The 18,760-nt window shown below is 57.8% G+C and carries 13 protein-coding genes and 6 pseudogenes; 14 read left to right on the plus strand and 5 right to left on the minus strand.

Features of this window, described 5'->3' with window-relative positions; translation table 11 throughout:
* The first annotated feature begins 86 nt into the window (after positions 1-86).
* From ACZ1HE_RS20135 to ACZ1HE_RS20145, 3 genes are all read left to right on the plus strand, one after another.
* Positions 87-950: an alpha/beta fold hydrolase gene (locus ACZ1HE_RS20135; RefSeq protein ID WP_472623714.1), complete on the plus strand. Its 864-nt coding sequence runs from the start codon at positions 87-89 to the stop codon at positions 948-950.
* A 204-nt stretch (positions 951-1,154) separates the two neighbouring features.
* The gene (locus ACZ1HE_RS20140; RefSeq protein ID WP_472623716.1) at positions 1,155-1,844 is read left to right on the plus strand and encodes an outer membrane protein; all 690 of its coding nucleotides are present in this window, start codon (positions 1,155-1,157) and stop codon (positions 1,842-1,844) included.
* 69 nt (positions 1,845-1,913) lie between these two features.
* Positions 1,914-2,630, plus strand: coding sequence for a glycosyltransferase family 25 protein (locus tag ACZ1HE_RS20145; RefSeq protein WP_472623718.1), 717 nt, complete (start codon positions 1,914-1,916; stop codon positions 2,628-2,630).
* 56 nt (positions 2,631-2,686) lie between these two features.
* Here the strand turns inward: ACZ1HE_RS20145 and ACZ1HE_RS20150 are convergent.
* Positions 2,687-3,338, minus strand: a pseudogene (locus tag ACZ1HE_RS20150) (peroxiredoxin).
* 276 nt (positions 3,339-3,614) lie between these two features.
* Between ACZ1HE_RS20150 and ACZ1HE_RS20155 the strand changes: the two are divergent.
* The gene (locus ACZ1HE_RS20155) at positions 3,615-5,054 is read left to right on the plus strand and encodes an aldehyde dehydrogenase family protein (RefSeq protein WP_472623720.1); all 1,440 of its coding nucleotides are present in this window, start codon (positions 3,615-3,617) and stop codon (positions 5,052-5,054) included.
* Between the two features lie 63 nt (positions 5,055-5,117).
* Here ACZ1HE_RS20155 and ACZ1HE_RS20160 read toward each other — a convergent pair whose 3' ends face one another.
* Entirely contained in the window at positions 5,118-5,552 is a 435-nt protein-coding gene (locus ACZ1HE_RS20160) for a glyoxalase superfamily protein (protein ID WP_472623722.1), read from the minus strand.
* A gap of 255 nt (positions 5,553-5,807) precedes the next feature.
* Between ACZ1HE_RS20160 and ACZ1HE_RS20165 the strand changes: the two genes are divergently transcribed.
* Positions 5,808-6,653 carry an alpha-1,2-fucosyltransferase gene (locus tag ACZ1HE_RS20165; protein ID WP_472623724.1) on the plus strand — a complete coding sequence of 282 codons (846 nt, stop codon included), beginning with the start codon at positions 5,808-5,810 and terminating at the stop codon, positions 6,651-6,653.
* A 269-nt stretch (positions 6,654-6,922) separates the two neighbouring features.
* Here ACZ1HE_RS20165 and ACZ1HE_RS20170 read toward each other — a convergent pair.
* Positions 6,923-7,567 (minus strand): annotated as a pseudogene (locus ACZ1HE_RS20170) (RluA family pseudouridine synthase).
* Positions 7,568-7,663: 96 nt separating this feature from the next.
* On the opposite strand from ACZ1HE_RS20170, the pseudogene ACZ1HE_RS20175 reads away from it, so the two are divergent.
* Positions 7,664-8,075: pseudogene (locus tag ACZ1HE_RS20175) on the plus strand (nuclear transport factor 2 family protein).
* Between the two features lie 72 nt (positions 8,076-8,147).
* Positions 8,148-8,780, plus strand: a complete 633-nt coding sequence (locus tag ACZ1HE_RS20180; protein ID WP_472623726.1) for an SGNH/GDSL hydrolase family protein — start codon at positions 8,148-8,150, stop codon at positions 8,778-8,780.
* Here the strand turns inward: ACZ1HE_RS20180 and rarD are convergent.
* Together rarD and ACZ1HE_RS20190 are read right to left on the minus strand one after the other, a co-directional pair.
* Positions 8,777-9,684: pseudogene (gene rarD / locus ACZ1HE_RS20185) on the minus strand (EamA family transporter RarD). The gene ACZ1HE_RS20180 and the pseudogene rarD overlap by 4 nt on opposite strands.
* A 102-nt stretch (positions 9,685-9,786) precedes the next feature.
* Positions 9,787-9,981, minus strand: a complete 195-nt coding sequence (locus ACZ1HE_RS20190) for a DUF1674 domain-containing protein (RefSeq protein WP_472623728.1) — start codon at positions 9,979-9,981, stop codon at positions 9,787-9,789.
* Between the two features lie 90 nt (positions 9,982-10,071).
* Between ACZ1HE_RS20190 and ACZ1HE_RS20195 the strand changes: the two are divergent.
* The 7 genes and pseudogenes from ACZ1HE_RS20195 to ACZ1HE_RS20225 all read left to right on the plus strand — a co-directional run bounded on the left by ACZ1HE_RS20195 (position 10,072) and on the right by ACZ1HE_RS20225 (position 18,603).
* A pseudogene (locus tag ACZ1HE_RS20195) lies at positions 10,072-11,338 on the plus strand (RsmB/NOP family class I SAM-dependent RNA methyltransferase).
* Positions 11,339-11,419: 81 nt separating this feature from the next.
* Positions 11,420-13,160: pseudogene (locus ACZ1HE_RS20200) on the plus strand (heparinase II/III family protein).
* Positions 13,161-13,181: 21 nt separating this feature from the next.
* Positions 13,182-14,771, plus strand: a complete 1,590-nt coding sequence (purH, locus tag ACZ1HE_RS20205) for a bifunctional phosphoribosylaminoimidazolecarboxamide formyltransferase/IMP cyclohydrolase (protein ID WP_472623730.1) — start codon at positions 13,182-13,184, stop codon at positions 14,769-14,771.
* Positions 14,771-15,274 (plus strand): signal peptidase II, encoded by a 504-nt coding sequence (gene lspA, locus ACZ1HE_RS20210; protein ID WP_472623732.1) that lies wholly within the window; start codon positions 14,771-14,773, stop codon positions 15,272-15,274. The genes purH and lspA overlap by 1 nt, the downstream gene beginning before the upstream one ends.
* 50 nt (positions 15,275-15,324) lie before the next feature.
* The gene (locus tag ACZ1HE_RS20215) at positions 15,325-15,879 is read left to right on the plus strand and encodes a DUF3035 domain-containing protein (RefSeq protein WP_472623734.1); all 555 of its coding nucleotides are present in this window, start codon (positions 15,325-15,327) and stop codon (positions 15,877-15,879) included.
* A gap of 73 nt (positions 15,880-15,952) precedes the next feature.
* Entirely contained in the window at positions 15,953-17,296 is a 1,344-nt protein-coding gene (locus tag ACZ1HE_RS20220) for a M16 family metallopeptidase (protein WP_472623736.1), read from the plus strand.
* Complete coding sequence (locus tag ACZ1HE_RS20225) at positions 17,293-18,603, plus strand: M16 family metallopeptidase (protein WP_472623738.1); 1,311 nt, start codon at positions 17,293-17,295, stop codon at positions 18,601-18,603. The genes ACZ1HE_RS20220 and ACZ1HE_RS20225 overlap by 4 nt, the downstream gene beginning before the upstream one ends.
* Positions 18,604-18,760: the final 157 nt, after the last annotated feature.

The following is an 18,760-nucleotide window of genomic DNA, read 5'->3' on the forward strand; positions in this document are numbered from 1 at the left end:
AGTGTCGGGGCCTTTTTTCGTTTGCAGCCCAGCGTTACGTGGGGTTTCAGATGAATTGGCGATCGCTGCGCTGCTAGCGTTTAAACATGCAAGCCGATCCTCAAATGCACCCGATCCGCTACACGGCCGCTTGCGCCGATGGCATTGGTATCGCCTGTTATCGTTTTGCCAATCCCGGCGGCGTTCCGGTCATCGTCGTGCATGGCACGTTTTCCAGTCACGAAGGGTGCATCGGCTTAGCCCGGAGGCTGGCCGATGATGGGTTGGACATCTGGGCGATGGATTGGCGTGGCCGAGGTGGCAGTGATCAGCCAAAACACAGCTTCGATTTTGATACCGTTGCAGAATTCGACATCCCATCGGTGATGGATCTGGTCAAAGCAGAAACAGGGCACTCGTCGGCCTACTTTGTCACCCATTCTGGCGGCGGTCTGGTCGTCGCAATGTGGGCGGCCCGCAACCCTGACGAGGCCAATCAAAATATCCGGGGATTGGTCACAATGGCCGCTCAGGCCCATCTTGCAGCAGATCCACCTGAACACCGCAAGAGAATCGACGATATGGCGCAATACCTGGCGAACGTTGACGTCATTCCACGTCGTCACTTTGGTGTCGGATCGGAGCCTGAAAGCGCCCGGTTGATGCGTCAGTGGTGCCGCTGGAACCTGGAGCAGACGTTCGTGGGGTCCGATGGTTTTGACTATGTTCCTGCGCTTGGGCAGGTACAGTTTCCGCTGCTGTCAATGGTCGCCGCGGCGGATACATTCGTCGCCCCCAAGCCGGGTGTGAAGTGTTCGCAAATTGCTTTGGAAGCTCTGACCGGACGATTGTCGTATGCGGACGGGAGCAGGGGTTTCTCGAAGACTATGACCACGGCAGAATTCTGGCCTCCAGTGCGGCCGCTCGGGACGTTTGGCCGTTTGTCGCGAAATGGATTGAGGACAGGTTGAAAACTTAGCACCGATGAAAGACTTCTGAAATCGCAACTTCGTGACACGACAAACCGCGGTTGGATTGATGGAGGCCTCCTCCTCAGATTATTCAATCACCCCGACACGAAATTCTGTGATCAGACGTGACGGCTCGGCCCCTTCCAATCGTCGGCGCAGCACGCAATTGGTTAAGCATCAAACGCCTGAACAAAGGATCACCAGATGCTTTCCCGTCATCTCATAGCCGCTGCCACGCTGACACTGTCCGCCTCGGCGCTGTCTGCTCAATCATTGCCCGAAGGATATTACATTCAGGGTTTTGCTGGCTTCAATCAATTGCAGGACACCAATCTGTCCGGCACGATCGGTGGCGCGCCACAATCCGTCTTTGGCGATTTTGACAGCGGCTACGGCATCGGTGTTGCTGTGGGTCGCGAAATTCCGCAGTGGAGTAGTTCAAACATCGGCACCCGTGTCGAACTGGAACTGTCCTATCGCAACAATGATGTGGATACGCTGAATTTCACCGGCAACGGCCCCGGAAATGAAGCCAATACCAGCGGTGACATTTCTTCGACGTCGCTGTTTGCCAACGTGCTTTTCGATTTCAAGCAACAAGGTGCGTTCACGCCCTTTGTCGGGTTTGGTCTGGGCGCGCAACGCAGCAGCTATGACCTTGTGTATGGGCCGGGCGTCGCTATTCGGGACAGCGATACCACCTTTGCAGCTCAGGCCATTGCCGGTGTTAGCTACGACATCAACAACAGCACGGCGCTGACGCTTGATGCTCGATATTCACGCGCCTTTGATGCTGCTAGCAGTCGGCTCAATCCAGCCGGAATTTCGACCGGTACGGTCGAAGATGATCTCGACAATTTCAGCGTAAACCTCGGTGTAAGGTTCAAGTTCTGAAGTTAAGCGAAACAGCCCCCGCCTTGGTTTCGCTTTCACCGCATGGCCCGGCGCGGTATGCATCGGGCCATGCGATCATTTATTATCCATATGCAGGGCGACACCAAACGCGCTCCTAACGTTGAAAAACTGCTAAAAACACTACCCGATGCACAAGTTATCGACGCTGTGGTCGGCAAAGACATTTTGGCACAACAGAGTTTTGCAACAAGGCCAGGTGACCTACACCAACCTGAGTACCCCTTCCCCCTCAGTCCGGGTGAGGTCGGGTGTTTTCTAAGTCACCGCAAATGCTGGCAACGCATTCTAGACGAAGATTTGAGCCACGCCCTGATCGTCGAAGACGATTTGTCAGTCGATCCTGAACTCTGGGCCGAAGCCATGGATCTGGTCGAAACACACTCCACCCCGGAAACTTTCATCCGATTGCCAGCCAAAAGACGCGAAGTCGCAAAAAGCATCGTGGCCGAACGCGACCGAGCAAAAATGTTTCTACCAAAGGTCATCGGCTTGCAGACCGTATGTCAGGTGGTCGGCCGCAATGCCGCAAAGCATCTGCTTGAGGTGACAGAGGTTCTGGATCGCCCAGTTGACACCTTTTTGCAGATGCATTGGGTTACTGGACAACCGGTACATACGATTTTGCCAAACGGCGTGGCAGAGATCACCGAGGATCTTGGCGGTTCTACAATCCAGAAAAAGAATACCGGTGATAGCAAATTGCAGCGTGAATTCAAACGAGCTGTTTATCGAGCCCGCGTTTCTCTGCGCCCCCAGCCTGCCTAACCGCAAAAAATTCCCGCGGCCAACGACCGCGGGAGCAGTACATTTCAGCAGGCCAATCAGCTCGGCGCTTTAGTTTTGCGCAGATAGGGGAAGATTGTCTCGAACTCGCCAAATTTTTCCTTGGCCTCTTCGTTGCTGACGGCTGGCGGGATGATCACATCTTCTCCCGGCACCCAGTTTGCTGAGCGTGGCAACACCCTTGCCGGACATCTGCAACCCGTCCAGAGCACGCAGAATCTCGGCAAAGTTGCGGCCCACGGTCATCGGGTAGGTCATTGACAGTTTCAGCTGCTTGTCAGGGCCGATGATGAACACCGAACGCACTGTGGCGCTGTCAGCCGGGGTGCGGCCATCTGGCAGATACGCCTCGGCAGGCAGCATGTCGAAGGCTTTTGACACGGCCAGACCATCGTCTGCGATGATCGGGAAACCAGCGGCAGCATTGCCGTATTTCTCAATATCACCTTTCCATTTCTTGTGGTCCTCAACCCCGTCAACGGATACGCCGATTACCTTGGTACCGCGCGCGGCCCATTCATCGGCCAGCTGTGCGACCGCCGAAAACTCGGTGGTGCAAACTGGTGTAAAGTCTTTGGGGTGGGAAAACAGAATCGCCCAGCTGTCGCCGATCCAGTCGTGGAACTGAATGGTGCCCTGATCGGTTTCAGCAGTAAAATTCGGAACAGTATCGTTAATACGCAAACCCATGGCTCATCTCCTTTGGTATGAAAATCCGGGTCGGATCGTCCTGACCCGCTCAACTTAGTGGTTCTGCCGCAAGGTTACAGGGGCAAAGTGACGAAGGGGAAACAATTCCTGCTTGCAAAGACCGGCGCGATGCGCAGCTTTGACAGCGGAGGAGCTTCACCCGGATGATGCGATCAATTCATCCGTTTACCCCTTGCTCGGAACCGGGGGTGGTGACACATTGGCCACAAATTCGACCAATCGGTCGATTTATTGGCAGGATCAGGAGAGCCAGACATGATCGAAAAACGCAACTTCTACATCAACGGCGCATGGGTTGCCCCGGCCGCCGCAAACGATTTTGAAGTCATCAACCCGTCCACCGAAGAACCCTGTGCGGTGATCTCTTTGGGTGATCAAGCTGACACGGATGCAGCTGTCGCTGCCGCCAAGGCCGCCCTACCCGGTTGGATGGCAACCCCTGTCGAAGAACGGATCGCTCTGGTCGAGAAACTGGCCGAAGTTTACCAGTCCCGCACCGAAGATCTGGCGCAAGCCATGTCCGCCGAAATGGGCGCGCCCATTGACATGGCCCGTACACAGCAGGTCGGTGCCGGTGCATGGCATCTGATGAACTTCATCAAAGCCGCCAAGAAGTTCGAGTTTGAAAAGCCGCTTGGCGATCACGCCCCGAACGATCGCATCATTCACGAGGCAGTTGGCGTAGCGGCCCTGATCACCCCGTGGAACTGGCCGATGAACCAGATCACGCTCAAGGTCGGCGCGGCGGCGGTTGCAGGCTGCACCATGGTTCTGAAACCGTCCGAGCAAAGCCCGCTGAACGCGATGGTTTTTGCCGAGATGATGGATGAGGCCGGGTTCCCTGCCGGTGTCTTCAACTTGGTGAATGGCGATGGCGTCGGCGTCGGCTCGCAGCTGTCAGGTCATCCAGACGTCGATATGGTCAGCTTCACTGGCTCGACCCGTGCGGGTACGGCGATTTCCAAGAATGCTGCCGACACGCTCAAAAAGGTACATCTGGAACTGGGTGGCAAGGGCGCCAACGTGGTTTTTGACGACGCCGACGACAAGGCGATCAAACGTGGCGTTCTGCACATGATGAACAACACCGGTCAAAGCTGTAACGCCCCGAGCCGGATGCTGGTGCAGCGTGGCGTTTATGATCAGGCGGTCGAAACCGCAGGTCAGGTCGCACAGATGGTGTCCGTCGGCAACGCTTTGGAAGAAGGTCGCCACATCGGCCCCGTCGTGAACGAGCTGCAATGGAACAAGATCCAGGACCTGATCCAGAAAGGCATCGACGAAGGCGCCAAGCTGGTTGCGGGCGGCACAGGTCGCCCGGACGGCCTGAACAAGGGTTACTATGTGAAACCCACCGTCTTTGCCGACGCCAACAACCAGATGACCATCGCGCGCGAGGAGATCTTTGGACCGGTTCTGACCATGATCCCCTTCGACACCGAAGAGGAAGCCGTCGAGATCGCCAACGACACGCCCTATGGACTGACCAACTATGTTCAGACCCAGGACCCGCAGCGTCTGAACCGCATGGCGCGCACCCTGCGCTCGGGCATGGTCGAAATGAACGGCACCAGCCGTGGTGCTGGCTCGCCTTTTGGTGGCATGAAGCAGTCTGGTAACGGCCGCGAAGGCGGCGTTTGGGGGCTTGAAGACTTCTTGGAAGTCAAAGCCGTCAGCGGTTGGGCAGCTGAGTAAACTCCTCGTGCTTTGAATGAACGCGGGCCGGACAGTTCCAATCTGCCCGGCCCGTTTTCTTTGTCATTCCGGCATCACGATCAGTTGCGGCTGACCATCCGACGTCTTGCGCGTCGAACGCCCATCCCAACCAACCTCGCCGCTTACCCGCTGGCGGAAAGACGAGAAGCTGTCGAAGGTCACAACATCCACGGGCTGATCAAAATGCAGGGTGACACGGCGATGCGACCCGTCCCCAATCGTGGACAGCGCGCGCACCTCTCCTTTGAATGATTGCCCCAGATAGGTTCCGCGAACGCGGTCTCCAACTCGGAGCAGCATTCGGTTCCCCGCCATCGCATGCAGAGTGTTCCAATCCCGCACGCCATGCTGTGTGGCCACCAATTCCAGCGATTCACTGTGGCTGAGTTGCACGCCTGTGCCGCGCAGTTTCTCTCTCAGACGTTTGGCCTGGGCTTTGAGCTCCGACACTGGAGCAATGTTTGGTACAATAGTCATCATTTGCCTCGTTTCTTTCAAACGGACACGCAAGAACTTGGACGGGGCTCGCATTGCCATCCGGGCGCGCCGTGAAAGGGGCGTCAGATGTATCTTTACTGGGTTTCACCAAAGCCAAAGGGCCGCGAGCGGCAGGGAACCCAAACCTGAGCCGGTGAAATAGGAAGCCCAGACCCACATGTCAACGGCATGGCTGGTCTTGCCAGTCAGGAGCGCCTAAACAGACACAGACGCCTTCACTTGGGACAGCCCGCAATGATCATCACTCGCCTGCACGGCCGCCTCGGCAATCAGATGTTCCAATATGCCGCCGCTGCCGGATTGGCGGCACGGATTGGTACACAGGTGGCTCTGGACGCGCGCAGTGCCATTTTGCGCGGCGAAGGGGTTCTGACGCGGGTGTTTGATTTGCCGCTGGTTGATCCCACTTCATTGCCTCCATTAAAGTCCGAAGCGCCGTTGCGCTATGCGCTGTGGAGGAAAATGGGGAGCGCGCCCAAGTTCCGACGCGAACAAAATCTGGGTTACAACACAGGGATTGAGGGGTGGAAAGACGGCAGCTACCTGCATGGCTATTGGCAGAGCGAAAGGTATTTTTCGCATATCGCGAAAGACATTCGGACAGCTTTTACATTCCCCGATTTTTCAAACTCGCAAAACGCCGAAATGGCAGAGTACATTAGCGAGGCGCAGGCCATTTCGCTCCATGTGAGGCGAGGCGATTATGTCAGCCTGAACGCGCATGTACTGTGTGACCAGAGCTATTACGAGACCGCTTTGGCCCGAGTTCTGGAAAGTGTCGAAAGTACGCCGACGGTCTTTGTCTTCTCGGACGATCCGCAGTGGGCCAAGGACAACCTGCCGCTGCCAGTCAAAAAGGTGGTGGTGGATTTCAACGGCCCCGACACCGACTTCGAAGATATGCGTCTGATGAGCCTGTGTCGGCACAACATCATCGGCAACTCATCCTTCAGCTGGTGGGCCGCCTGGCTGAACCGGACACCCGGAAAACAGGTGGCGGGTCCATCCAAATGGTTTGGCGATCCAAACCTGTCCAACCCCGACATCTTGCCCCCAGACTGGCACCGGATCGAGGCGTAGCCCCGAGGTCTTTTGCCAAAATACGGGTACCGCAGGTATGTGCCCGCAGGATGCATTCCAAAACCGGAAGCCCTCCCGCCCGTCGTTCGTGCATCAAAGATGCCCTCCTCCCGTTGGGCCGGGCCTCGCTACGCTCGGCGGTTGCGCTTGTGGCAAAACGAACACCCCAAACTGAACCGCGCCGGGCACTGCCCGGCGCTACGCCCAAGGCCAGTAGAGGTGCTGGCGTAGCCAGGATCGCTCGGGCGCGGGAGCACTCCCGAACTGGTTCAGAACGGTGCCTTGGCACGGAACTTCATCGACATCCCCCTCTGGGTGTTTCAGTCGCAGCTCTTCGGAATGCAACATCAACCGCGGGAACTCGCGTGCAGGGCCTTCGGCATAGAAGGGATCACCCAGGATCGGGTGGCCCAGGGCCAACATGTGCACGCGCAACTGATGCGAGCGCCCGGTCTTCGGGCTAAGCTTCACCCGCGATGACTCACTTTCGTACTTGGCAACGCGCCAATCCGTCACTGCAGGTTTGCCCGTTTCGTGGCACACCATTTGGCGCGGTCGGTTCGGCCAATCCACGATCAGTGGCAGATCGACGGTTCCGGTTTTGGGCTCCAATCGCCCCCAAACCCGGGCCACATAGGTCTTGCGCGTCTGGCGTTTTTCGAACTGCAACCCAAGGTGACGTTGTGCATGTGGGGTCTGGGCAAAGACCATCACGCCGGATGTATCGCGATCCAGACGATGCACCAGCAGAGCCTGAGGAAACGCTGCTTGCACGCGAGTGAGCAGGCAATCAGCCAGATGCACCCCCGTCCAGGCACGGACAAAAGGCCCGAAGGTTTGTCGACCACGATCAACTGCGCGTCCTCGTGCAGCACATTCAGCGGGTCATTTGGCGGGCGGTAGTCATCACTCATGTCGGCGTCCCTACCTGACTGTGCTGCCTCCCGCAACGTCGCCCTTGCAGCCTTGTTCGCGATGACTGACCTTTGCGGAAAGGGAGAGGAGACACCATGCACCCAACAATCATCAAGATGCAGGAGGTCGTGGCCAAAGGCGACGAAAGCCTGATCCACGAGTTGCTTGCCGAAGACGTCAGCTTTATGCCGCCAACCTACTACAAAACCTGGACGGGGCGTGAACCGGTTGCCGCTGTACTGGGTCATGTAGGCCAGGTGTTTTCCGATTTTCGTTATCGGCGCGTGATGGGCGCCTAGCACGGACTGGGCGCTTGAGTTTCAGTGCAAGGTCGGCGATCTGGACGCCGTCGGCGTTGACCTGATCACACTGAATGATGACGGTCTGATCCAGACTTTCGAAGTTGTCATGCGCCCCTACAAAACCATCGGTGCGCTGCGCGACGCAATGAACGCGCGGGTGATGACCGACGCGCGCTTCCTCAAGTTCCGCGAGGCACTGTCCTGATCGCAGTGGATCAAATCCTGCGTGTGCCGCTGATCCCGGTGTTGGCGGCACAGGCAATTTCTGTTCGGCGTAGTGCGCAGTTGCTGGGCGAACCGGCTGGTCCCCGCGCCGGGCGAGATCGGAACCGGACCTACCCTGCGGCTTCTGATCGCCGGAGATAGCTCGGCCGCCGGGGTTGGAGTAGACAAGCAGTCCCAAGCGCTCAGCGGCCAGTTGGTCAGCCTCTTGAGCCAGGCCTTTACAGTTGAATGGCAGCTAGAGGCCACGACCGGCCATATAACACGCGACACGATCCAGCGCCTGTCTCAGCTTGAGGGGCCGTTCGACGTGGTGGTTACTGCGCTTGGGGTAAACGATGTTACCCGTTGCGTGACACGCAAGCAGTTCATCAACCACCAATCCGAACTGATGGACCTGCTCACCAAGCACTTCGACGCCTCACTGGTGCTGGCCACAGGTGTTCCGCAAATGGACCTTTTTCCAGCATTGCCCAATCCGCTGGCCTGGGTGTTGGGCGCGCAGGCCCGGCGGTTGGACACGGGTCTTGCTCATGTCGCGAGCCAGTTCCCGCAGGTGCATCACTTCAAACTGACCATCCCTCCCGAACCGGCCTATGCCGCGCGGGATGGTTATCACCCCAGTGCGCGGGCTTATCGCATTTGGGCACAGATGCTGGCAGACCCCATTTTCGCCAGTTTCGATTAGGCTGTCCGGCGCATGCTGCGGATCATCGACAGCGAATAAATCACCAATCCGGCCCAGATCAGCGGAAAGGCGAACATGCGACCCCGATCGACCTCTTCGCCGAACACGAACACCGCATTGATGAAAATCATCGACGGCGCGATGTATTGCAGGATGCCCACGGTGGACAATCGCAACAGCTTGGCCCCGTTGGCATAAAGGATCAGCGGCACTGCTGTCACCACACCGCACCCCATCAGTAATGCTGTGTCAGAGAGATTACCTCCAAAACTGGAAATGCCCTGTCCGCCGAGATATGCCAGATACCCCAACGCCGGGATGGTCAGGATCAGAACCTCGAGCAGGAAACCTTGGTTGGGTCCAATGGGAAGCGATTTTTTGAAGAAGGCGTAAAACCCCCAGCTAAGCGTCAAGCTGATGGCGACCCACGGCAGTTTGCCGGATTCAAAGATCAACACCAGCACACCCGCGCTTAAGCAAAGGCAATCGCCACCAACTGCGCGCGTGTCAGCCCCTCGCGCAGCAGCAAAGCACCCAGGGCAATGCTGAAGAGCGGATTGATGTAGTAACCAAGCGCCGCGTCCAGGGTGTTGTCATTGGCAATCGCCCAGACATAGATACCCCAGTTCACAGAGATCAGAGCCGCCGTCACACAACCCATGGCCAGCATCCGCGGCGTCCGCAATGCGACTTTCAAGTCCTTGGTCCGCCCCAGCAAGATCAACAGCACACCGGCCAATGGCACCGACCAGATGATCCGGTGCGCTACAACCTCAGCCGCAGGCATATGCGACACAGCCTTCAGATAGAGCGGCAGAAACCCCCACAGCACATAAGCCGAGATCGCAAAGGCCAGGCCCTGCGGCGTGTCAACGTTCTGAGCGGGTTCGACGGGGGTGGACATGAACGGGTCTCCGAATGATACCCAATGTCCTTAGGTCACCCGATCAGGGTTTGGGAATGAAATTCATCGCACTAATCCATCAAGTTTTGTGCGATGCTCATCTCAGAAATCGATGGCGAGGCCCTTTTTCTCCCAATCGCCATAGCGCACAGGTTCGGGCCCGTCGCGGCCACCTAGCTCTTTGGGCATTGCCTTGACCTTGTCTTCGGCGGCCTTGCGGCGTTCTTCGGCCTCGGCCAACGCACGCTGCGCGGCGGGGGGCAGATCTTTGATTTGGTCGGCAGGCATCTCGGTCATGAGCGGGTTCCTTTATCGCACATCCGTGATATACGCGCGCGTCGACCCAAGGCAAGGTGGCCAAAGGTCTCAACACGCAGGAGCCGATCCATGTCAGACCCAGCAACCAGCGCCCGCCGAAGCGCCATCTACCTGCTTGATCAGGTGTTGGGTGAACAGCGTTTGCTGGCCGAATGCCTGTCTGCCGGAGCGTTGGACAAGTTGGCGCCAGAAGATCGCGCACGGGCACAACGGTTGACGGTGGAGACGCTACGCGGCTTGGAACGCGCCGACCGGTTGTTGCAGAAACACCTGCAAAAGAAACCCCCGCTGTCGGTGCACAACGCACTGCGCATTGGCACGGTCGAGCTGTGTCAGGGCGAGGCTGCGCATGGGGTGGTGAACTCGATGGTCGACATCGTGTCCCGCAACCGCCGCTATGGACGGCTCAAGGGTCTGGTGAATGCGGTTTTGCGCAAGATCGCCGCCGAAGGACCCGAAGCATGGCCTGCCCTGCGCGCGCCGCGCCTGCCGAAATGGCTGCGCAGCCCATTGGCGCAGGCCTGGGGCAACGAGACGATGCTGCAAATCGAACTCGCGCATCTGGCCGGGGCGCCGCTGGATCTGACATTGAAACCGGATGCAGATCCGGCCCCGCTGGGAGGTGAGGTTCTGCCTACTGGATCGGTTCGGCTGCGTGATGCGAAGCAGGTCTCGATCCTGCCTGGCTTTGAAGCTGGCGATTGGTGGATTCAGGATGCCGCCGCCGCCCTGCCCGTCAAGGTTCTTAACCCGCAGGAAGGGGAAGAGGCTCTTGATCTCTGCGCCGCGCCGGGCGGCAAGACCATGCAGATGGCAGCCGCTGGAGCCAAGGTCACCGCCCTGGACATAAGCGCAAACCGGATGGAGCGCGTGCAGGAAAACCTGACCCGCACCGGGTTGCAGGCTACTCTGATCACTGGCGATGCGCTCGAGCATCAAGGCAGCTATGACGCGATCCTGCTGGATGCGCCCTGTTCGGCCACCGGCACGATCTCGCCGCCACCCTGATTTGCCGCACGCCAAGGACGGCTCGCAGTTTGGCGAATTGATCGAATTGCAGACGCGGATGCTGGCCCATGCCTGGAGCCTTCTGAAACCCGGTGGGCGGCTGGTGTTCTGCACCTGCTCGCTGCTCCCGGACGAGGGCGAGGTGCAAGTGGAAGAGGCGCTAGAGATGTTCCCGGACATGGAGGTCGACCGTTCCATGCTGGACCGTACCGGCATTGATCCGACTTGGCACACAGAAGAGGGCGGGCTACGCCTGCGCCCCGATTATTGGGCTGACCGTGGCGGCATGGACGGCTTCTATGTGGCCTGTTTGCGCAAGTCTGCCTGAGCCCCATTATTCATCGGTGACTCGAACGGATTGAACCGCTATCCTCTGCCCAAACGCCAAAGAGCGTAAGAGGCAGCATCGATGTTCAGTCCAGATTCCATGGCCAGTCGACGCACGCGGTTTCTGAACCGCCTGTACGCACGTCTGAGCCAACGGCGTAAATCGCTCACCGGTTTTGTCTCGCAGCCAGAGCCCCGTACCGTTGGTTCTTTTGCGCGTGGTCGGCAGTTGGTGGCGGGCAATCTGCTGTTTGCCGGGTACCTGGTGGAATCCAAGGAAAGCGGTTTGTGGGAGGTCAAAGCCCCCAATGCAGCATTCGATGCCGAGCGACACGGGTTTGCATGGCTGGATGACTTGGCCGCTGTTGGAGATTTTGCAGCCCGTGAAAAGGCGCAGAAATGGCTTTGGGGCTGGATCAAAGTACATGGTGATGGACGCGGTCCCGGCTGGACGCCGGAACTGGCCGGTCGACGCTTGATCCGCTGGATCAACCACGCGCTGTTCCTGTTGCGAGGGATGGAGCCTGCGCAGAGCGACGCGTTCTTTCTGTCACTTGCACAACAGACATGGTTCCTGTCGAAACGCTGGCCCGCCGCCACTCCCGGCCTGCCACGGTTCGAGGCGCTGACTGGTTTGATCTATGCCGGCCTTGCCTTGGAAGGCAGCGAAGAACTGGCCGACCCGGCTGTTCGGGCGCTTGCACAGGATTGCCAATCGCAGATCAATGAACAAGGCGGATTGCCCACGCGCAACCCAGAGGAGCTGCTCGAGGTCTTCACGCTTCTCACATGGGCTTCTGCCGCCCTGCACGAAGCCGGACGCGGCTGTCCTCCTGAGCATTCCGCCGCGATCGCGCGCATAACCCCGACACTTCGCACTCTGCGCCATGCCGATGGTGGTCTGGCCCGGTTTCATGGTGGCGGTCGAGGGTTAGAAGGGCGACTGGATCACGCCCTTGCAGCCAGCCCCGTCAAACCGCTGCATTCCGAGGGGCTCGCCATGGGTTATGCTCGCTTGTCCGCGCACCGCACCAGTGTCGTGATTGACGCCAGCCCGCCGCCCTCGGGCGCGGCATCTTTCAATGCGCATGCCTCGACACTGGCGTTTGAGCTGACTTCGGGCCGCCGCCCATTGATCGTCAACTGCGGATCGGGTGAAACCTTTGGCGTGGATTGGCGGCGTGCAGGACGCGCGACCCCATCGCATTCAACACTGTGTTTGGATGGTTATTCCAGCGCTCGCTTGGCCGACCCGCTAAAGGGGACGGCTTACGAGGCGCTGGTGGATGCCCCCAAGCATGTTCCCATTGAAATGTCCGAAGCCCCCGATGGCATTCGGTTCCAGTGGCGGCCACGATGGTTACGCTGCGGTCTTTGGCCTAACCCACGCCCGCACGTTGGAACTAACGCTCGATGGCCGTGGCATGGCGGGTGAGGACATGCTGCTGGCGATGGAGGATGAGGCCAAACGCAAGTTCGACAAGGCAATGGACGCCACCGTGCTGGCCGGCGTGGGATTCGACATCCGCCTGCACCTGCACCCCGAGGTCGATGCGGCGGTGGATTTGGGCGGCGCGGCAGTGTCCATGGCGCTCAAAAGCGGTGAGATCTGGGTTTTCCGCCATGACGGTCAATTTAAATTATCACTGGAACCAAGTGTTTACCTCGAAAAGAACCGTTTGAAGCCACGCGCGACAAAACAGATCGTTCTATCCGGGCGCGCAATGGAGTATGCGACGCGCATCCGGTGGTCGCTGAGCAAGGCGCAGGACACTGCGGTTGCCATTCGCGATCTGAACCGGGACGAACCCGAATTCGACTGATCACGACAAGGATCCAGACACATGACCGACCTTCATCCCGTGCGCCGCGCGCTGCTTTCCGTTTCCGACAAGACCGGATTGATCGAGCTGGGCAAGGCACTGGCCGCACGCGGGGTCGAGCTGCTGTCGACCGGTGGCACCGCCAAAGCGCTGCGCGAGGCTGGTCTGGCGGTCAAGGACGTCAGCGATGTCACCGGCTTCCCCGAGATGATGGACGGTCGCGTCAAGACACTGCACCCGATGGTGCATGGTGGTCTGCTGGCCCTGCGGGACAACGACGCACATGTAGACGCGATGAATGAGCACGGTATCGACGCCATCGACCTGCTGGTCGTGAACCTCTACCCGTTTGAGGCCGCCCTGGCCCGTGGTGCCGATTACGACGAGATGATCGAGAACATCGACATCGGCGGCCCGGCGATGATCCGCGCGGCCTCCAAGAACCACCTGTTCGTGAACGTAGTGACCGACGTTGAGGACTATGACGCGTTGCTGGCCGAACTGGACGCCAACGACGGTCAGACAACTTACACCTTCCGCCAGCGCCTGTCGCAGATTGCCTATGCCCGCACCGCCGCCTATGACGCGGCAGTGTCGACATGGATGGCCGGTGCCATTGGCGAACAGACCCCGCGCCGCCGTGCATTTGCCGGTGAGGTCAAACAGACGCTTCGTTATGGTGAAAACAGCCACCAGCAGGCAGCGTTCTACACCGATGGGTCGAACCGTCCGGGCGTCGCCACCGCCGTGCAATTGCAAGGCAAAGAACTGAGCTACAACAACATCAACGACACCGATGCAGCCTATGAGCTGGTGGCCGAATTTGACCCGACCGAAAGCGCCGCCGTGGCCATCATCAAACACGCCAATCCTTGCGGCGTCGCAAAAGGCGCAACTCTGATCGAGGCCTACCAAAAGGCGTTTGACTGTGACCGCACATCGGCCTTTGGTGGCATCGTCGCACTGAATCAGCCGCTGGATGCTGTCACAGCCGCCAAGATCGTCGAGATTTTCACCGAGGTCGTGATCGCACCGGGCGCATCGGACGAAGCGAAAGAGATCTTTGCAGCCAAGAAAAACCTGCGGCTGCTGCTGACCGATGCTCTGCCGGATCCGCGCGCACCGATCACGACCTACAAGCAAGTCGCCGGTGGCGTTCTGGTTCAAGACAAGGACGTCGGCTATGTCGGCCTGGACGATCTGAAGGTGGTGACCAAAAAGGCGCCAAGCGACGCGCAGCTGCAAGACCTGCTGTTCGCCTGGAAGGTTGCCAAACACGTCAAATCCAACGCCATCGTCTACGTCAAGGACAACGCAACCGTTGGCGTCGGCGCAGGGCAGATGAGCCGTTTGGACAGCGCAAACGTGGCGGCGTCCAAGGCTGCTCGCATGGCGACCGAACTGGGCCTGAGCGAAAGCCTGGCCAAAGGGTCCGCTGTCGCCTCGGACGCGTTCTTTCCCTTTGCCGATGGCCTGCTAGAGGCCGCTGCAGCAGGCGGGACATGCGTTATTCAGCCGGGCGGTTCCATGCGCGATGACGAAGTGATCAAAGCGGCGGATGAGGCCGGTTTGGCGATGGTCTTCACCGGCATGCGCCACTTCCGCCACTGATGCGATACGGACCGCTCATATGGGCCGCATTCTGGGCCTTTCTGCTCGACCAGATCAGCAAGTATCTGGTCGTGCATGTCATGCGGGTGGCCGATCAACCTGGTGGCATCGACGTGCTGCCACCGCTGCTGACTTTCAAATACGGTGAGAATCGCGGCATCAACTTTGGCCTGTTTCAGGGTGACAGCTCGGCCTCAATGTGGATTCTTGTTGCCTTGTCCATTTTGATTTGCCTTGGTGTCATTTTTTGGCTCTCTCGAACCTCCCCCACGCGCTGGATGTTGATGAGCGCAGGGTTGCTCATAGGCGGGGCGTTTGGGAATGTCATAGATCGGCTGCTCTATGGCTATGTGCTGGATTTCTTGAACATGTCTTGCTGTGGCATCAACAATCCGTTTGTGTTCAATGTAGCTGATATCTTCATCTTTGCTGGAGCCATCGGGCTGATCCTGTTGGACGGAAAAGATAAGGCGCAAGGCGCGTCTGATGAAAAGGCCCCGTGACGGCAGTCGACAAATACGGTAGAAGCCTGAGAAACAGGCAGGAGACAACCATGCGCACGCCGCTTGGAATGATTGCATTGATAGCCACTGTTGTTGTTGCAGGATGCAGCAACACAGGTCTCAAAGACATCCGCTCGACCGGCGAAGGCCCGGACGAGTTCGCAATTATGCCTGTAAAACCTCTGACTGCGCCACAGGATTACGCGGTTTTGCCAGCACCTACACCCGGTGGCGCAAATCTGACGGATCCAAACCCTAATGCTGATGCCGTCGCAGCGTTGGGTGGACGTCCTTCAGCGCTTGAAAACACAGGTGTTCCATCGTCGGACAGCGCACTGGTTACCGCGACCAGTCGATATGGCGTCCCTGCCAACACCCGCGCTTCGCTGGCTCAGGAAGACGCAGAGTTCCGCAAGCGACAGGGACGCTGGACACGTATCAAACTGTTCCCGGTGGATCGTTATCAGCAAGCCTACCGCAAGGAATCGCTCGACCCGTATCAGCAGACTGAGCAATTCCGACGCTCTGGGTTCGGCACCCCTCGGCGCCGCCGGTCAGTGAATAAGCGCCCAACATCAGTTCTCGGACGAATGAAGTTTTCTTAATTTTTCGTCAGTGGTTCTTGAACGCCGCGTGTCCTGCCGTAGGTTGACACACAACCGTCACGGAGGACGTTTGATGATCCGAGCAATTGCTTTGGCTGTCGCTATCTGTTCCGCTACGCCCCTGTGGGCCGAGCAAGAGCAACGCGAGGAAGTAACTACATATAAGCTGGATAACGGCATGGACGTCGTTGTGATCGAAGATCACCGCGCACCAGTTGTGCAGCACATGGTCTGGTATCGAGCCGGATCAGCCGATGAACCAGTCGGTTCGTCCGGCGTGGCTCATTTTTTGGAACATCTTCTGTTCAAAGCTACCGACAAGCTGGAATCGGGTGAGTTTTCCGCCACTGTTGCAGCAAACGGCGGACGCGATAATGCGTTTACGTCTTATGACTACACCGCCTATTTCCAACGTGTGGCTGCTGATCGGCTGGAATTGATGATGCAGATGGAAAGTGACCGGATGCGCAACATTCGCTTGACCGAACAAGATATCAAAACAGAACGCGACGTGATCCTGGAAGAGCGCAATCAGCGCACCGACAGCAACCCTCGCGCCCTGTTTGGCGAGCAACTAAATGCGTCTCAATATCTCAATCATCGCTATGGCGTTCCGATAATCGGATGGCGTCACGAGATGGAAGAATTGGACATGGACGATGCCTTGTCCTTTTACCAGACGTACTACTCACCGAACAATGCAATCCTGATCGTATCCGGCGATGTGAAACCTGATGAGGTTAAACAGCTGGCGGACAAATACTATGGCGTCATACCAGCCAACCCGGACCTTCCAGAACGCCTTCGCAGCCAAGAGCCACCTCAGACTGCCGCGCGCCAGCTTGTGTATGAAGACGCACGTGTTGCCCAACCGTATGTTCAACGTTCGTATCTGGCGCCAGAGCGTGACCCGGGCAAACAGGAAGAAGCAGCTACCTTGTTCATGTTGGCCGAGCTGTTAGGTGGTGGAACGACGTCGTACCTGAACGAACGTTTGCAATTTGACACTCAAACCGTTGTGTATGTTGGCGCTTTCTACGGCGGAGTATCGCTCGACGATACGACCTTTGATCTAATTGTCGTCCCCAGCAAGGATGTGTCTCTGCAAGATGCCGAAGACGCGATGGATGCTGCAATTGCAGATTTCATAACCGAAGGCGTCAATCAGGAAGACCTGGACCGGATCAAGATGCAATTGCGCGCATCGCAAATATATGCCCGCGACAACGTGGACGGTATCGCCAATCGGTATGGCCGAGCGTTGACCTCGGGCCTGACAGTCGAGGATGTGCAGGCTTGGCCAGATATCCTTCAAGCTGTTACCGGCGAAGACATCATTGCCGCTGCAAAAAAAGTGTTCCAAGCCGAGACATCGGTAACCGGCTGGTTGATGCGCGAACAGGAGATAACCCAATGAAACTGATCCTGAGCACTATCACCGCCCTGTTTGTAGCACTGCCCGTTTTGGCCGAAGTCAAAATCCAGGAGGTAACATCGGACGCAGGCATAAAAGCCTGGCTGGTCGAAGAACACTCTATTCCATTCACGGCTCTCGAAATCCGCTTTCGTGGAGGCACATCACTGGATGTGCCGGGCAAACGTGGTGCCACCAATTTGATGATGGGATTAATCGAAGAAGGCGCTGGCGATCTCGATGCACGAACCTATGCACGCAAGCTCGAATCTTTGGCCGCATCGTTTTCTTATGACGCATCAGACGATTCCGTTTCCATCTCGGCCCAGTTCCTGACCGAAAATCGGGAGGACGTGATCGACTTGCTGAAAACTACTATCCATGAACCTCGATTTGACCAGGACGCCATTGACCGGGTTCGCGCTCAGGTCATCTCTGGCCTCAAATCAGATGCCGAGGATCCCAACACCGTCGCGGATCATTCGTTTGCGGCCATGGCCTATGGCGATCACCCATACGCCACCGATGGCAAAGGAACAGTCGATAGCATCTCGGCCCTAACGCGTGACGACATCATGCAAGCATACGAAAACGCATTTGCCCTGGACCGTATTTATGTTGGCGCGGTCGGGGATATCTCCGCTGAGGAACTGCAATCCTTGCTGGATGAGTTATTGGCAGAGTTGCCAAAGAAAGGCGCTCCTATTCCGGGCAAAGCCGACGTGGCCATCGAAGGCGGCATCACTGTGGTCGATTTTGATACACCGCAGTCGGTGGCTCTTTTTGGACATTCCGGCATTGATCGCGACGACGACGATTTCTTTGCAGCCTATATCATGAACCACATTCTGGGCGCTGGATCGTTTGAAAGCCGTTTGATGTCCGAGGTCCGCGAAAAACGTGGGTTAACATACGGTGTTTATTCCTACTTGGTGCCCAAGGATCTGGCCTCGATCTACCTGGGTAGTGTTGCCTCAGGCAACAAGCGCATTGCCGAAGCCATTGAAGTGATCAAAAGCGAGTGGTCTCGCATGGCCGAAGATGGCGTGTCCGAGGAAGAACTCGAAAATGCAAAAACCTATCTGACCGGAGCGTATCCTTTGCGGTTTGATGGCAACGGGCAGATCGCAGGAATCATGGTTGGCATGCAGATGCAGGATTTGCCCATCGACTACATCGCCACTCGCAATGACAAGGTGAACGCCGTGACGCTTGAAGACGTAAAACGAGTCGCGGGTGAATTGCTGAAACCCGATGAGCTTCACTTTGTGGTAGTTGGTAAGCCTGAAGGGTTGGAGACAACCAACTGATCGCGGGGCTTCTGGATGCTCGGGGCACTCCCGCACCCGAGCAATCCTGGCTTCGCCTGAACCGTTAGCGGCTTTGGGCCGAGCGCCTCGCCTTCGGCTCGGCGCGTTCACACCCAGACGAGAGCTGTCCTCAGAAATCCCGACGGGTGACAGTCGC

Source organism: Falsiruegeria sp. JB4-1, from assembly GCF_055693495.1.

Coding starts and splice junctions, on each gene's coding strand:
- ACZ1HE_RS20145 (WP_472623718.1), top strand. CDS start 1,914: ATGCGATCATTTATTATCCATATGCAGGGCGACACCAAACGCGCTCCT.
- ACZ1HE_RS20220 (WP_472623736.1), top strand. CDS start 15,953: ATGATCCGAGCAATTGCTTTGGCTGTCGCTATCTGTTCCGCTACGCCC.
- ACZ1HE_RS20165 (WP_472623724.1), top strand. CDS start 5,808: ATGATCATCACTCGCCTGCACGGCCGCCTCGGCAATCAGATGTTCCAA.
- ACZ1HE_RS20160 (WP_472623722.1), bottom strand. CDS start 5,552: ATGACTATTGTACCAAACATTGCTCCAGTGTCGGAGCTCAAAGCCCAG.
- ACZ1HE_RS20140 (WP_472623716.1), top strand. CDS start 1,155: ATGCTTTCCCGTCATCTCATAGCCGCTGCCACGCTGACACTGTCCGCC.
- ACZ1HE_RS20155 (WP_472623720.1), top strand. CDS start 3,615: ATGATCGAAAAACGCAACTTCTACATCAACGGCGCATGGGTTGCCCCG.
- purH (WP_472623730.1), top strand. CDS start 13,182: ATGACCGACCTTCATCCCGTGCGCCGCGCGCTGCTTTCCGTTTCCGAC.
- lspA (WP_472623732.1), top strand. CDS start 14,771: ATGCGATACGGACCGCTCATATGGGCCGCATTCTGGGCCTTTCTGCTC.
- ACZ1HE_RS20190 (WP_472623728.1), bottom strand. CDS start 9,981: ATGACCGAGATGCCTGCCGACCAAATCAAAGATCTGCCCCCCGCCGCG.
- ACZ1HE_RS20225 (WP_472623738.1), top strand. CDS start 17,293: ATGAAACTGATCCTGAGCACTATCACCGCCCTGTTTGTAGCACTGCCC.
- ACZ1HE_RS20215 (WP_472623734.1), top strand. CDS start 15,325: ATGCGCACGCCGCTTGGAATGATTGCATTGATAGCCACTGTTGTTGTT.
- ACZ1HE_RS20135 (WP_472623714.1), top strand. CDS start 87: ATGCAAGCCGATCCTCAAATGCACCCGATCCGCTACACGGCCGCTTGC.